This is a genomic window from Verminephrobacter eiseniae EF01-2, assembly GCF_000015565.1.
Lineage (GTDB): Bacteria > Pseudomonadota > Gammaproteobacteria > Burkholderiales > Burkholderiaceae_C > Acidovorax > Acidovorax eiseniae.
Genome location: NC_008786.1, coordinates 4,114,812 through 4,127,754 on the forward strand (window position 1 = coordinate 4,114,812; position 12,943 = coordinate 4,127,754).

Here is a 12,943-nt window from a genome sequence, read left to right on the forward strand (position 1 = left end):
ACAGGGGCTCGGCATGGGCTGTAGGCTGCCGTCGCTCTTTCACTGCACAGTAAAAATTGCCATTTGGCTAAATTTTCGCTAGAGTTCGCATATTTACTGAACAGTGAACAAGGCTTCGACGCTGCATGCTTGAGTCCACCCTGACTGAACGAGAGTTGATCGCGCGCTTGGTTGACGCCCTGCGGGAGCTTCCCGAGGTAGAGGCCGACCTCGCCCAGGAGCCAGTCGGCCAGCACAGCGACCGCAGGTACGACGCCCAGGTCGATCTGCACGTCGCTGGGAAGTCCTTCGTCCTGCTGCTCGAAGCCAAGAAGGCCGTCTTTCCGCGAGATGTCCGCCAAGTGATCTGGCAACTCCGGGCGGCGAGCCACGGGAGGCCCACCGGGCAGCCGGAGAACCCCTTGTCACTCCTCGTCGCCGAGTCCATCTCCCCCGGCGCGAAGGAACTGCTCAGAAGCGAGCGCGTCGGCTACTACGACAGCGGCGGCAGCCTGTACCTATCCGCCCCCGGTGCGTACCTCTATATCGACAAGCCGCCGCCCAAAGCCCTGGCGAAGTCGGTGCGGACGCTGTTCACCGGGCGACGTGCCCAGGTGCTTCACGCCCTGCTGGTGCAGCATCAGAACTGGTTCGGCGTCACCGAGTTGGCACAGCAGGCGACGGTGTCGCCCGCCACCGCCTCCCAAGTGCTGACCGAACTGGAGCGCTTCGACTGGCTGGTAGCGCGTGGGCAAGGCCCGGGCAAGGAGCGCCACCTTCGCGAGCCGGCGGCCTTGCTGGACGCATGGGCCAAGCAACTCGCCACCATCCGTCCGTCACCTGTGCGACGGTACTACGTGCCGGGCACGAAGGCAGACACGCTGGCGACGCGGATCGACCAGGTCTTCGACGCGCACGAGGTCCAGTACGCGATCAGCCACGAAGCCGCCGCGCAGCGCTATGCGCCGTTCATTTCTCATGTCTCCCAAGTGCGGGTGCGCGTGCTGATCGGCGCGAACGCCGATGCCGCGATCGGTGACCTGGATGCGCGTGTCGTCAACGAGGGCGCTAACTTGGGGGTCATCGAAGCCAAGTCGTCAGGCGAACTGCTGTTTCGCGAGCAGATCGACGGCCTATGGCTGGCGAGCCCAATCCAGATCTATCTCGACCTGTTGCGTGGCGAAGGCCGCTCCAAGGAAATGGCCGAGCACTTCCGCAAAGAAAGGATCGGCTTCTGATGGCCAAGCCCGCAACGCTCGACGGCTACAGCGACCAGTACACCGTGGACTGCGAACGTGTCCTCGTGACGCTGCTGCGCGGTCTCGGACCGTGGAAGGATTCGGTCTACCTGGTTGGCGGGCTCACGCCGCGGTATCTCGTCGCCGCACGGCCACCCGCGGTGCCGGCGCACGCCGGCACGCTGGATGTGGACATCGTGATCGATCTGCAAATCCTGGCTGACACCGAGGCCTATCACACGCTGGAGGACAACCTCAAGAAGATGGGCTTCGAGCGTGCCGAGAACGAAGCCGGGAAGAAGCTCTCGTGGCGTTGGCAAACCCGCACCGAACACGGCGCTCTGATGGTGCTAGAACTGCTGGCCGACGCACCGGACCTTGCCGGCGGCAAGGTACAGCCGTTGCCGACCGAAGGGACGATCTCGGCCCTGAACATCCCGCACTCGTCGATCGTCTTCGACCTGCACCAAGTCACCGAAATCCAGGCCGAACTATTGGGCGGCAATGGTGTCGCCACCGAGAAGATCAAGCACGCCAATCTCGTCAGCTTCACCTGCCTGAAGTCCTTCGCGTTCGATCAGCGCTTCGAGCGCAAGGACGCGCACGATCTGATCTATTGCATCGAGCACGCGCCCGAAGGCATGGCCACCGTGGCCGAAGCCTTCCGCAACGAGCGGAGCGGCAAGCACGGTGCCGTCATCGATGCCTCGCTGGCGATCGTGCGCAACCGTTTCGCAGGCGACGAGAAGACCGAGGGCTACCGCAAGGATGGCCCCGTATCGGTCGCCAGGTTCGAGCTGGGCGAAAGCGACGAGCCAGATCTGCGTGAAGCACGGGCACTGCGGCAGCGGCAGGCCTGTGACGTGATAGAGCAACTGCTGGCCCGGATCGGTTGAGGATCGGCGACATGAGCTTTCCCGCCGACATCAAAGGCTGCATGAAGGACTGCATCCTGTCCCTGTTCTGGCCACGCAAGGACATCGTGGGCTTCTTCGAGAAGCACGGATGCACGAAGGCGGAGATCGTGCCGTTGCAGATCGAGGGCGAGAATGCGCTCAAGCGGCATGAAGTGGTCGATGCGCTGTTCTCCGCACTCGCAGCACGTCCCGACAACGGCCTTGGCCCGCCGGGCGATGCTGCAATCACTGCTGAACTGGTCGCATTTCGACCCGTACTACTTCGACAAGCTGCGCAAGCTGGACCGCGGCACAGCCAACAAGAATCTGGAGCATCTCCGCCAACTGCAGGAAATTCGAGACACCAGGATCAAGGCCGATCGCGAGCGCAGAGCTGCGCAGGAGGCAGCTCGCCAGCAACCCACGGCGTCGCTCGATCAACTGCGCGCCGAATACCTCGATCTCCTCGCCGACAAGACCTCACGGCAGCAGCGCGGGTCGCCGAGCTGGGTGCTGGGCTTGTTGCGCTTCTTGGAGTGATCCCCCATGAACTTCTTGCACAACTCCTCGACGGTGGGCGCTTTGCGCGCTTCGGCCTTGGCCGCGCCGGGATCACTGCCCCGACGTACCTGGGCCAGCCACTCCTGTGCCAAGGATCGGGCCTGTTCGACGGTCAGTTCCCCGTACTGGCCCAAGGCAGGCTTGCGGCGCTCCCCGGCGTTCGTCCGATACTGGAGCATGAACACTTTGCGGCCCGACGGGGTAATCTTGCACAGGAAGCCGGGCACCAGCGTGTCCCGGAGTTCGACGGCCTGCGCCTTGGGTTGCGCCGCATCGACTGCTGACTTGGTGAGCTTGATCTTTGCCATGATGACTCCTCGGAAAGACCCAGTTCTCAGGAGCCTTCTAGGGGCCAGCAGAGGGAAAGCCGGGTCAAGTTTCGGAAAGCACCGGCATATGTTGAACTTGCCTAAGTCGTTGATAAACCTGCTGTATCTGGCTTGGGCGTAGTCCAGCAAAGTTCGGTGCTGGAGTCATGATGAAATGAACAAACCCCGCCGAAGCGGGGTTTGTTCATTTTCGGTTCAGTATCCCCAAAGCACTCCTTTTTTTCAGGAACCCCTTGTATTGCGCCGTCGTATCGAACACCCGGCAAGGCACCGTGAAATACACGGCCCGGCCAGCATCCCTTTCGTCAAACTGGAACATTGGCCACCTCCAGGCTTGCATCAGACCTTCGCCTGCATCAGAAAGCCCAGCCAGTCCTTGACGGTACCTTCGACGGGGTTGAGCACGATCTTGGCGTGCTGGTCCTTGCCATCGAGGGACAGTTGCACCGCAGGCGTTTCGAGCGCATCGATGGCCTGCACCAAAAGCTGGCCCGTGACAGTGACGCGGACATCCTTGTCAACGCTCGTGTCTGTGGCAAAAACCTCGCACTGCTCGCCATCGACCGAGCGCACCTCCAAGCCTTTGCGAGTCAAATGCAGCGCCACAAACACATCGCCCGAAGCGGCAAGCACACGGCTGACCGCAGCGGAGAGGGCATCGCGAGACAGCTTGCACTGCCCGATGCGCTTCGGGCCGGGCATGACGCGACGGAAGTCGGGAAACTTTCCAGCCACCAGCGCCGTGTTCCACTGGATCGTCTCGCTGTGCATGAGCAGCCTCAGGTTGGCGTCCTTGCCGAGCTGGCACACGGTGATTCGTTCATCCGCCCCGAAGACTGCGCCGATGCTGTCGGCTGCGGTATGGGGCACGATGCAGTCCACCATGGACGCGCTCGCGTCGATGGCGCCGGCGGCGGTGCAGAGCATGAAGCCATTGCTACCGGTCAGGCGCAGCGCACCCGCATCGCATGTCGCATGAACGCCCACCAGGTAGTAGCGCACATCCGACTTCGCGGCGTACTGGACAGGCCCCGCCATCAGGCCCGCGAAGTCCCGGCCGCTGGTCTCGAACACCACGCGCTTGTCGCCATCGGCTGGGGCATCGAACAGGTCGATGCCATCGTTTGCGCCAGCGGGCCGCATCAGCTTGATCCTGGCGCCGCCGAACACGAGTTGCGCGCCCTGCTCGATGGCCTCGATCGTGCACTCGGTGCAATCGAGAACGCTGCCGAGGATGGCCCCGGCCTGTTTGGCGCCGATGACTGCGCAGCAATCCCCGGCATTGCCTTGGGCAGGCACGAGGATCTTCACGCTAGCCTGCGCCGACATGGCAATCACGGACAGTGCACCGCTTTCGACCTTGATCGCGCAAGAGGCGCAATCGACAGCTTTCAATACCTTCTTGATGGCCCTTTTGAGTGCGCCAATAGTGGTTTTCATGAGATTTCCTTTCAAAAATGCCCGAAACCGGGCGACAAAGAAAGGAAAAGGAAAGGAATTCGACGACCTTGCCGATGGGCACACGCAATGACCATGGGCAAAACCATCGATCGGTGGAAACTGATTCCACGGGGGGCGGCGGATGGCGACAGAGGGCGGCGGATGGATGACGGGTCTATCGACACCCAATGACAGCGCGCACGAAAACATAATCGTTCCAGCGCCCCATTTCAATTTGATTGCAGAGTCATTTTTCCTACCATCGAATCCTCACCCACCAGGAAACCACCCGGAAAGCAAATCCCATGGCAAACCCAAAGCATTTCATCGTGTCCAGCAAATCCGGTGCAAAGCGCCTCGTTCTCGCCAAAGGCAAGTCGGCCGCACTGGCGCATGTCATCGGCTCCAACTACAGCTGCGAGGTCGCCAAGATCACCGACGTGGTGGACATGCTCGGCAAAGGCGGCAAGGTCGAAGACGCAACCGGCGCGATGGCCACGCAGCAAAATCCGGACATATTGCTGTAAAAAAATCTGCGGCCACAAGAAAAACCCGCCGAGGCGGGTTTTTTCATGCAACCGAGGCAACACCGCAATGCTCATTCGACGCCATCGCAAGGCGGCGCAGATCAAACATCTCGGTATTGCCTTCATTCCACAAGTCATCGAAGTCGACGCCCACCACAGGCGAGGGCAACATGCGCGCCCGCAGACCCGCCTCGATGGCCCGATCCTTGAGGATGGCGCCGTAGTGCTGCCCCGTGCAGACGCCCGACCTTGGATTCGGTGGATCGTTGTCCGCCGCGACCAAAATCGCCTCGGTGCCCCCGGGCCATTGGAACTGGCTCATGTTGAAGCAGTTGAGCGCCGCAAAGACCGTGTAGCGGTTTTGCGTTGCCGCAACCCATGCCAGCGCAGCCTCCAAGCCTTCGGCGATGATCACGAACTTCGTGCCTGCCGTGTTCACCGCGATGACCTCACCGCAGAGCTTGTCCACGGTGGCCGTCATGACCTTCTTGACCTGCTTCGCAGACACAGGGGCCTTCTCGCCGTCGGCCGTGATGTAGGTCCGGTGGATCGTCACGATGCGATCGCGCCGGAAGGCATCGACCACATCGCAGACGATGGCAGTCCGGTACGTCACGCAGCCGCCCAAGTCCTCGTCCACATGCTTGAGGTGTGGATGGTACCGGAGCGCCTTCGACAACCAGCCCAGTTCCAGGCCACGCACGCGCTTGCACAGGTACTTCCAGGCCGGTGTCTCTGCGGTGATTGGCTTGCTGCCCGAGCGCACCCTGTCAAGACCCTTGCGCGCCTTTTCGATGGCCTCGGGCGTCTTCTTGCCAGCAGGCACGAATTGCCGTGGCGCCTGGCGGTATGCCGGATAGCCATGGATGACCTGCCTGATCCGCCTTGCAGCCTCGGCATCGTCGATTCCATTGACCAGCGCCACCAGACGAACACCATCGCCAGCGCCGCAATTGCAGACCCAGGTGCCGCGACCGTCCTTGTTGTCGAAGCGGAAACGGGTCGAGCCGGTCTGCTCGATCGGGCAAGGGCCGCGCCGCTTCGGGTTTTCAATCAAACGCGCTTCAACGCCCAAATGGGCAAGCACGTTTTGCCAATCGATTCTCGAAAAATCAATTTTGCCTTGCATCGGTTTCTTCCCTATTCAGGAGTTGAGAAACCACCCGTAAATGCTTGCCCATGGGATCAAAGGACCCATGGGCAAGCCCTTTCAGGCTTGAACTGCAAAAGCAGCTTCCAGGAAAAAACCTGGTCATTCGAATCTAGAACGGGATATCGTCGTCGTAATCTTCGGGATTGCCATTCTGGAACGAATGCGTAGCCGCAGCGGCCTGCATCTCGTTCGATTCACTACTCTTGCCGTGTTGACCCGGATATTTGCTGCCGTTATCGGCAGGGCCAGCGGGAGAGCCGGCAGACGAGGCGCCATGGTCACGAGAGCCGAGCATCTTCATCTGATCCGCGCGGATCTCGGTGCTGTACCTGTCCACGCCGTCCTTGTCGGTCCACTTGCGGGTACGCAGACTGCCTTCCACGTACACCTGCGCGCCCTTGCGCAAGTACTGGCCGGCGATCTCGGCCAGGCGGCCATTGAAGACCGCGCGGTGCCACTCGGTGGCCTCCTTCAATTGACCGGTCTGCTTGTCTTTCCACCTGTCGGTGGTGGCAATGCTGACGGTGGCGACCTGGTCCCCGCTGGGGAAGGTGCGCATTTCGGGGTCGCGGCCCAGATAGCCGACGATGATGGCTTTGTTCACGGATGCCATGTCGATTCCTTTCGGGTTGAAAATTCTGCTCCCGGCTTTCGCTCGGGGGCTGTTGAAAAATTGCACTCGGTCAGCGGCTTTTGAGAATCTTGACCACGTACACGTTCTTGGTGCGCTCTTCTGGCACACCATTTCTTTGCACAGTGAAATCGACGACGGTTTTCTTCACATAGACCCAGTCGCCAATGTGAAATGCCCCTTCGCTGAATTTCTTTGCCAGATCCACTCCATTGAAATTGACTGCACCGTCTTCCGTCTGGAGGCTGATGGAGAAAATCTCGATGGGACGATCGTCGCGCCCGAGCACTTGCGTCATGCCCGCTTGCACGATCTGCCCGGTCGCCTCGGTCGGCGAGGACGCATGGGCACGAGGTTCAGACTCGGGCGCCATTGCATGAGCCGGCGTCCGCAATGGCCTGGGCTTGGGCGCTATCGCCGGCGCGGGTGCCGAAAATGGCCTGGGCTTGGGAGCGGCAGGTGGACTCGGCATTGGTGCCGCCACTTGCTCCACCACTTGCACCGCCATTTGCACCGGTGCTTGCAAAGGCGGCGGGTCAGGCTGCCCCGGTGGGTCAACCGCCGCTGAAGCGCCAGATCGTTGCGGCGGCGCTGCGTGATGCCGTCGCGCGGACCCCAGTTCCTCATGGGTGAAGTTGATGGCCTCCCCCAAATTGAACGGCACGCCCAATCGGTCGGCCAAGTGCGCCGTGAAATCACTCAGTCCCTTGACACCCGGCTCGGGCGCGCCCTTGGGTTTATCCTGGGCCAAGATGACCGCGCGGCAGATGCGATTCTTGTACACCACCATCTCGACCACCTTGTCGCCGATTCTTTCAACGTAGCCGGCAAAGGCCTCGTTGTCGTCCCCGGTTTCAGATGGTTCCTTTTTTCCCGTATGGGGGTTTCCTTCGTAGATTGGTTCGACTTCCTTGAAGAAGACATCGAAAAATCCACGAAAGAGCCCGCCCGCCAACAGGTTTGCACCTGTGATGTTTTTCATGGTTTGCTCCTCGATGGATGAGGGTTTTCACTGCCGCCCGAACGGACGACAAATCAGACCCAGGATGAATCCGCAGAAATAGGACAAGGCCATCGGGATGAAAACCACCCCAGCCCAAGAGCCCCTGGCCAGCCATTTCGTGAACGGTTTTTCCAGACGGGATTCCAGAAGGTTTTCCAATCCCAATTCCTTTCGGTTGGGAACTTTCAATGAACCCCGAGGCAGACGTAGCGTCCCAAATGCCGCGTCCATTTTTCATGGAGATGCGGCAACCGGGCCGTGATGACGCCATGCATCATCCGGATTTCATTGGCGAATTCCCGGCTGATGGCAGCCCGGATGTTTTCGTCGTTGGCGCCGCACACGCAGCAGGCGACCTCGAAGGGGACATTGGAAGGCTCGTCCAGCCCGAAAACCCAGACCAGGTCGATCCATGCCGTCTTGCGCGCCGCAGTGATCTGCGCCTTGTCTTTCAGTCTGCGCAGCTTTTTGAGGTTCACTGCCAGGTCTTTCAGCAGCTCACCTTCGTTGAGGATGTTGTCGAAAATCCCGTCGATCTCGACATCGCTGAAAACCGCCTTGGCCGTGTGCTTTGGCGGCACTTCTTGTCCAAACAGATCAAGCATCTTTCGTCCTTTGCCGCAAACAGCGGTGTTGATGAGACGAATGCCTTTCCACAAGACGAATGCCTTTCCAATTGACCCGCGTGGATCAACTGGAAAGGCTTTGCAGCCCCTCCTTTACCTCCTTTCTCAAATCGCGCCCACGTCGATGACGGCATCGCACATATCCAGCAACTGCGGCGTTTGCGTGATCAGGTACTCTTGCGAATAGCCTCCGCGTTCCAGCACGGCCCGCTTCATTTGCATGAACTGCCGCTTGCGTTCGGGGTCGAGCGAGCCGTCGCTTTCGTCGGAGAACAGCGTCTCGAACTTCGTGTCGGCGCTCTGCGCCATGTACAGCGCAATGGCCCGCACCAGGCATTCGTTGATCCACACCTTCTCGCCACCGGACATCGCATCGAGCAGCTTGCTCTCGCCGCGATGGGTGTCTTCGACCTGGATCAGGAACGCCTCTTTGCGGATGCCGGCTGCCGTCTTGGCCTGGGTCTGCAGCGAAATCTGAAACCGCCCGCCGTAGCAGTCCTGCAGCAACTGGTTGGCCAGCAGCGCGATGGCCGGGCCGGCATCGTCGATTTCCATGGCGATGATTCCGTCCGTACCCAGCGCCTTGCCCAGCAGGGTCCACCAGGCGATTTCCGCGCTGATCGCATTGACGGCAGCCTGGGCCCGGTTCAAGTCTTGCCTGGCTTGGGCGATGCGCTCGGCTTTCGATGCCTCATCACGGATTGCCTGGGCAAGCCGATCCTCGCTCGCCTTGGCCTGGGCATCGAGCGCATCGATGTCCTTGACGCGGTCTTCGGCGGCCTGGAGATCGCCTTGCCCGAGCACCTGCGGCAGGTTGTCGAGTTGCTCGCGCAAGCGTTTGCCCTCTTGCGCTGCCGCGTCATCGAAGGCCCGCAAATCCGCCGCCTGCGACTGGGCCAAGGTATCGAGCCTGGCCTGCAATGGCGCGACATGGCCACGGGCACTGGCCAGTTCTGCTTGGGCCTGCCTCAGCTTCTCGCGCAGCGCAGGCAGCTCCAGGATGGCCGCATCGACATACTGCTTTTTTGCGATCTGGGCAGTAAGCTGCGCGATGCTGCGCTCCAGGCCGGCGAGTTCTTCACCCTCTTTTTTCGCGTGCGCCTCTTGCGCCAGCAGTGCATCGAGTTCAGCGGTCTTGCTCTTGACGCTCGCCCTGCCCTCTTTCCAGGCCCGGCGCACGTCTTCCAGCTTGACCGATACCGATTGCATCTCTGCGGCCGCCCTGTTGGCTTGTGCCAGCAGTTTGCACTGGCGCGCCATGGCGCTGCCTTGGCATGGGACTTCACCGAGCAATGCCGCCGTGGCCTTGACCTTCTCCAGCGCGACCGCGATGTGCTCGCCGCTGGACTGGGTTCGGGCCAGTTCCTGTTGCAGTTCGGCGATGGCGGCACGGATGCCACCGAGCTTGTCGATCGCCGGCTGCCGCGCGGCCATCGACTGCTGCAGCGGTTCGCGCCTGGCCGTCAGTGCCTGCCACTGCCCTTCAGCAGCGGCCAGTTGACCGGCCTGGGAGGCCAGAAGCTCTTGGTCGGCAATGCGCCTGACGAGATCCTGCTCGACGCCCGCTGCGACCTGCACCGCCCGATTCGACTGTGCGAGCTGCTCGCGCAGTTTGCGGCTCTCAGACTCGTGCCGTTGCTGGATTTCCGACCGCTTGGCGACACTCGCCGCCCTGGCCTCTTCGATCTGCTTGTGCAGCGCCGCGCGTGCTGCGCGGTTTTGCTCCTGCATCTGGAATTCGCGCTTGGCAACTCCCCATGCGGCAATGGCTTCATCGCGCTGCTTGCGCAGCGCCTGGCGCCCTTGCGCCGTGCTCTGGGCGTTGGCCTGCAGGGACGCGATCGTATGCCCCGCATCTTCAGTGCCGACCTGGGTCTGCAAGCGTGCCACGGTGTCATGGGCGATGTTCAGGTGGGGTCGCAGTTCCTTGACCAGGGCCTGCGACTTGGCGCCCAGCGCTGCGGTCTTGTCCATCCCCAGCATCTGGCCCAGCAAGGTTTTGACCTCGCCGGCCGTCATCTTGCCGATGGGCTGCTTGCCCTGGGCGCTGAACTGGGCCGTGAAGAATACTTCCGGCTTGCCCAGGATGGCTTCGATGGCGCGGTCATAGGTGTCGGTCTTGCCATCGCTGATCAGGCCCGTGGCCTTGTCTTGCCATGGCACGGCCTGAGCGCCATCGAGCACGAACAGGAATGCCTCCTGCTTGCGCGTCTTGGCCGTGGTTTTGAACTTCAGCACCGAGCGGTACCTGATTCCTTCGTGCTCCCAGTCCAGGTCCTTGCCGCTGTCCCCGTTCACAAGGTGATCGTAGAAAGAGAAGGCGCCAGGCGTCGGGCTCGACGCGCGTGAGGGCATCACCCGGTACGGATGCAGGTTGTCCATGATCGTCGTCTTGCCCGCGCCGTTGGGGCCGGCAAGGGCGACGATTTGCGCGTCGGCGTCCACCGCACCGAAGTCGATTTCCACGACCTCCTTTGCGCGCCCCGAGGCAATGCCGGCGAAACCGGCAAGTCTGATTTTCAGCGGCCTCATGTTTGCTATCTCCTTTCCCCCAAAAGGGGTGACATGAAAGCGGGTCCGACTGGTTTTTCGATGCCTTGCGATGGCATTGAAAAACCCGCCGTAGCGGGTTTGGGCGCCGCGTGCGCGCTCGTTCAGAACATGTCCAGGGTTTGCCGGTCATCCACGCTGGACGAGCCGGACGAGCCATATTCCTTGACACGCACCGGGGTTGTGCCGGCAACAGGCGCGGCCTGTGCGAGCGTCTCTGGCGATGTCAATGTCGCCAGCAGGCCGGCAGCGATCTGCTCGGGCTCATCGATCAGCAGCGTTGCCAGCCGCGACTGCAACTCCTGCGCGCCCGGGGTCTTGGTGGCTTCGCACCAGATGCCCAGCTTTTGCTCCAGGCCCACGGTCGAGATACCCGCTGCGCGTTGGCGCTGCACGATCGCGGTCTTGCCCTCGATCTGCACGTCCTTCGCGCCTGCCGCTTGCAGAATCTCCCGGATGGCATTGCGATCGACCTTCTGGCGCTGCTCTTCGTCCACCAGGTAGCGGACACGCACGCAAGCGCCTTCGCAGTCGCGTGCGCGCGCACGCAGGCAGTCCAGGTCAGGAATGCCCTCGAACTCCAGATCGACCGTGCGCTTGGACGGCGTTGCGTGCTTGACGAGTTGGGCCGCATTGGCTTGCAGCACCCACTCTAGCCAGAACTTGTCGCCTTGCTCACCGTGGTGAAATCGACCGATCGAGCCAGCGTAGGCCACGATCTGCTCGACACCATGGATGCTCTCGCGCCACTGCTGCTGCTTGTGGATGTGCCCCAGGGCCACTGCCACCGCCTCGGATGCGAACAGCGAGCCCAGGCCCAACTCGTGGTCCGTGCCTGCCATGGGAACGCCATGTTCGCTCACCGAGTCGAATACCGTGCCATGGCCCAGGACCATCGATGGAATGCCGGACGCGCGCAACTTGCGATTCACCGCAGCCCAGGACTCCAGCACATCGGCGACGACGCGGCGGGCCAGGACATGGGGCGATTCATCCATCGTGCCCTTGCCCATCGCGGCGATGTCCGCCTTGTTGAGCGTCGGCAGTGTGTGAAACACCACGGCGTACTGCGCCTGCGCCTGTACCGGTTCGATGGCCTTGCCGTCCAGGCGCAGGCCGAAACTGCCGACACGCTCGGCGATCGTGATCGGATGGCGCGAGGCCAGCATGGACAGCATGCGCAGGAAGCCGGGCGGCTCATGGGAGAGTGTGCCTTGCAGCATCAGCACCGGGCAGTGATCGGCCAGACGCTGAACCTGCCGGGCCAGAGCGCGAACCGCTGGCTGGTGCGCTTCGAGCGCGTGATCCGTGCTGTCGCCGGTGATGATGGCGCATTGCACCTTGGCCTCGATGGCGCCCGTGACCGCAGCAGTCAGGCAGCGGTCGGACTCTTCGAGGTTGCCGGGCGAGTAGTGGAGATCGCTCATGTGGGCGAGCCGGATTTGCTTCATGGCAGTCCTTTCGTTTCCCCAGCAGGGGTGTTGACAAGCCGATCGAGCCTGCGCGTTGGCTTGCGCGCAGGCTCGATCGGCCTGTCCGGACTTTCAATGCAGCCCAAGACACTCTTGGTCAGGGCACCCATGCACATGAAAGTGCATGGGTGCCCACGACGGCGAGCGAAGTCGCCAAGGGGAGGCAAAAGGCAAGCGCTGACCCGAAGGGATCACAGCGCTTGCGGCTCCCTACGGACCATTGGCACACACTGCGGTCAAGCAATGCTGATGCGGGCAGGCTCACCCTTCGCTGACCCCGAGCAAATTCCCGTTGGAGGGACATAAATTCTGGCGGGTCAGACCAGAAAGTGAGACCGCATGGTCTCTGAGGTGAATTCCGCAAATTGCGGTGTCGAGCAGGCTCATGATGCTCCCTCTCCGGGGGCGGATGAGCGCCGAATGAAATCCTCGAACTCCGAGCATTTGACCGTTGGCGCCACACCCCCCCGGAATAATCGCAAGGGTGCAAACACCACCCACCCAAACCCTCGATGTCTGCGACTCATCTATCGAGGAT

The 12,943-nt window shown here is 61.7% G+C and carries 14 protein-coding genes and 1 pseudogene; 4 read left to right on the forward strand and 11 right to left on the reverse strand.

From position 1 onward, the window contains the following. Window positions 1–125: 125 nt before the first annotated feature. The 3 genes from VEIS_RS18025 to VEIS_RS29060 all read left to right on the forward strand — a co-directional run bounded on the left by VEIS_RS18025 (window position 126) and on the right by VEIS_RS29060 (window position 2,653). The gene (locus VEIS_RS18025; protein WP_011811426.1) at window positions 126–1,217 is read left to right on the forward strand and encodes a hypothetical protein; all 1,092 of its coding nucleotides are present in this window, start codon (window positions 126–128) and stop codon (window positions 1,215–1,217) included. Further along, the gene (locus VEIS_RS18030; protein WP_011811427.1) at window positions 1,217–2,113 is read left to right on the forward strand and encodes a hypothetical protein; all 897 of its coding nucleotides are present in this window, start codon (window positions 1,217–1,219) and stop codon (window positions 2,111–2,113) included. Before VEIS_RS18025 ends, VEIS_RS18030 begins: the two co-directional genes overlap by 1 nt. Before the next feature lie 168 nt (window positions 2,114–2,281). Then, window positions 2,282–2,653 carry a hypothetical protein gene (locus VEIS_RS29060; RefSeq protein ID WP_157048579.1) on the forward strand — a complete coding sequence of 124 codons (372 nt, stop codon included), beginning with the start codon at window positions 2,282–2,284 and terminating at the stop codon, window positions 2,651–2,653. Here the strand turns inward: VEIS_RS29060 and VEIS_RS26815 are convergent. The 3 genes and pseudogenes from VEIS_RS26815 to VEIS_RS18045 all read right to left on the reverse strand — a co-directional run. Then, window positions 2,614–2,982: pseudogene (locus tag VEIS_RS26815) on the reverse strand (Arm DNA-binding domain-containing protein); the annotation flags it as partial. The gene VEIS_RS29060 and the pseudogene VEIS_RS26815 sit on opposite strands and share 40 nt — an antisense overlap. 205 nt (window positions 2,983–3,187) lie before the next feature. Next, window positions 3,188–3,322, reverse strand: a complete 135-nt coding sequence (locus tag VEIS_RS31225) for a hypothetical protein (RefSeq protein ID WP_265259697.1) — start codon at window positions 3,320–3,322, stop codon at window positions 3,188–3,190. A 20-nt stretch (window positions 3,323–3,342) separates the two neighbouring features. Further along, window positions 3,343–4,443, reverse strand: a complete 1,101-nt coding sequence (locus VEIS_RS18045; RefSeq protein ID WP_011811429.1) for a beta clamp domain-containing protein — start codon at window positions 4,441–4,443, stop codon at window positions 3,343–3,345. A gap of 305 nt (window positions 4,444–4,748) precedes the next feature. On the opposite strand from VEIS_RS18045, the gene VEIS_RS18050 reads away from it, so the two are divergent. Beyond that, a complete protein-coding gene (locus VEIS_RS18050) occupies window positions 4,749–4,970 on the forward strand; it encodes a hypothetical protein (protein ID WP_011811430.1) in 222 nt (73 codons plus the stop codon). Between the two features lie 43 nt (window positions 4,971–5,013). On the opposite strand, the gene VEIS_RS18055 is transcribed toward VEIS_RS18050, so the two are convergent. The 8 genes from VEIS_RS18055 to VEIS_RS31230 all read right to left on the reverse strand — a co-directional run bounded on the left by VEIS_RS18055 (window position 5,014) and on the right by VEIS_RS31230 (window position 12,792). Further along, window positions 5,014–6,099 (reverse strand): DUF7146 domain-containing protein, encoded by a 1,086-nt coding sequence (locus VEIS_RS18055; RefSeq protein ID WP_011811431.1) that lies wholly within the window; start codon window positions 6,097–6,099, stop codon window positions 5,014–5,016. A 133-nt stretch (window positions 6,100–6,232) separates the two neighbouring features. Beyond that, window positions 6,233–6,736, reverse strand: a complete 504-nt coding sequence (gene ssb, locus VEIS_RS18060; protein WP_011811432.1) for a single-stranded DNA-binding protein — start codon at window positions 6,734–6,736, stop codon at window positions 6,233–6,235. 70 nt (window positions 6,737–6,806) lie between these two features. Continuing rightward, window positions 6,807–7,736 (reverse strand): hypothetical protein, encoded by a 930-nt coding sequence (locus VEIS_RS18065; protein ID WP_011811433.1) that lies wholly within the window; start codon window positions 7,734–7,736, stop codon window positions 6,807–6,809. A gap of 27 nt (window positions 7,737–7,763) precedes the next feature. After that, entirely contained in the window at window positions 7,764–7,916 is a 153-nt protein-coding gene (locus VEIS_RS29895; RefSeq protein WP_198137894.1) for a hypothetical protein, read from the reverse strand. 26 nt (window positions 7,917–7,942) lie between these two features. Then, window positions 7,943–8,416, reverse strand: coding sequence for a hypothetical protein (locus VEIS_RS18070; RefSeq protein WP_157048581.1), 474 nt, complete (start codon window positions 8,414–8,416; stop codon window positions 7,943–7,945). Window positions 8,417–8,488: 72 nt separating this feature from the next. After that, a complete protein-coding gene (locus VEIS_RS18075; protein WP_011811435.1) occupies window positions 8,489–10,915 on the reverse strand; it encodes an AAA family ATPase in 2,427 nt (808 codons plus the stop codon). A 122-nt stretch (window positions 10,916–11,037) separates the two neighbouring features. Beyond that, window positions 11,038–12,384: a metallophosphoesterase family protein gene (locus tag VEIS_RS18080; protein ID WP_011811436.1), complete on the reverse strand. Its 1,347-nt coding sequence runs from the start codon at window positions 12,382–12,384 to the stop codon at window positions 11,038–11,040. Window positions 12,385–12,666: 282 nt separating this feature from the next. After that, the gene (locus VEIS_RS31230; RefSeq protein ID WP_265259698.1) at window positions 12,667–12,792 is read right to left on the reverse strand and encodes a hypothetical protein; all 126 of its coding nucleotides are present in this window, start codon (window positions 12,790–12,792) and stop codon (window positions 12,667–12,669) included. Window positions 12,793–12,943 lie beyond the last annotated feature (151 nt).

Coding starts and splice junctions, on each gene's coding strand:
- VEIS_RS18075 (WP_011811435.1), bottom strand. CDS start 10,915: ATGAGGCCGCTGAAAATCAGACTTGCCGGTTTCGCCGGCATTGCCTCG.
- ssb (WP_011811432.1), bottom strand. CDS start 6,736: ATGGCATCCGTGAACAAAGCCATCATCGTCGGCTATCTGGGCCGCGAC.
- VEIS_RS18080 (WP_011811436.1), bottom strand. CDS start 12,384: ATGAAGCAAATCCGGCTCGCCCACATGAGCGATCTCCACTACTCGCCC.
- VEIS_RS18050 (WP_011811430.1), top strand. CDS start 4,749: ATGGCAAACCCAAAGCATTTCATCGTGTCCAGCAAATCCGGTGCAAAG.
- VEIS_RS18025 (WP_011811426.1), top strand. CDS start 126: ATGCTTGAGTCCACCCTGACTGAACGAGAGTTGATCGCGCGCTTGGTT.
- VEIS_RS31225 (WP_265259697.1), bottom strand. CDS start 3,322: ATGTTCCAGTTTGACGAAAGGGATGCTGGCCGGGCCGTGTATTTCACG.
- VEIS_RS29060 (WP_157048579.1), top strand. CDS start 2,282: ATGAAGTGGTCGATGCGCTGTTCTCCGCACTCGCAGCACGTCCCGACA.
- VEIS_RS18065 (WP_011811433.1), bottom strand. CDS start 7,736: ATGAAAAACATCACAGGTGCAAACCTGTTGGCGGGCGGGCTCTTTCGT.
- VEIS_RS31230 (WP_265259698.1), bottom strand. CDS start 12,792: ATGAGCCTGCTCGACACCGCAATTTGCGGAATTCACCTCAGAGACCAT.
- VEIS_RS18030 (WP_011811427.1), top strand. CDS start 1,217: ATGGCCAAGCCCGCAACGCTCGACGGCTACAGCGACCAGTACACCGTG.
- VEIS_RS18045 (WP_011811429.1), bottom strand. CDS start 4,443: ATGAAAACCACTATTGGCGCACTCAAAAGGGCCATCAAGAAGGTATTG.
- VEIS_RS18055 (WP_011811431.1), bottom strand. CDS start 6,099: ATGCAAGGCAAAATTGATTTTTCGAGAATCGATTGGCAAAACGTGCTT.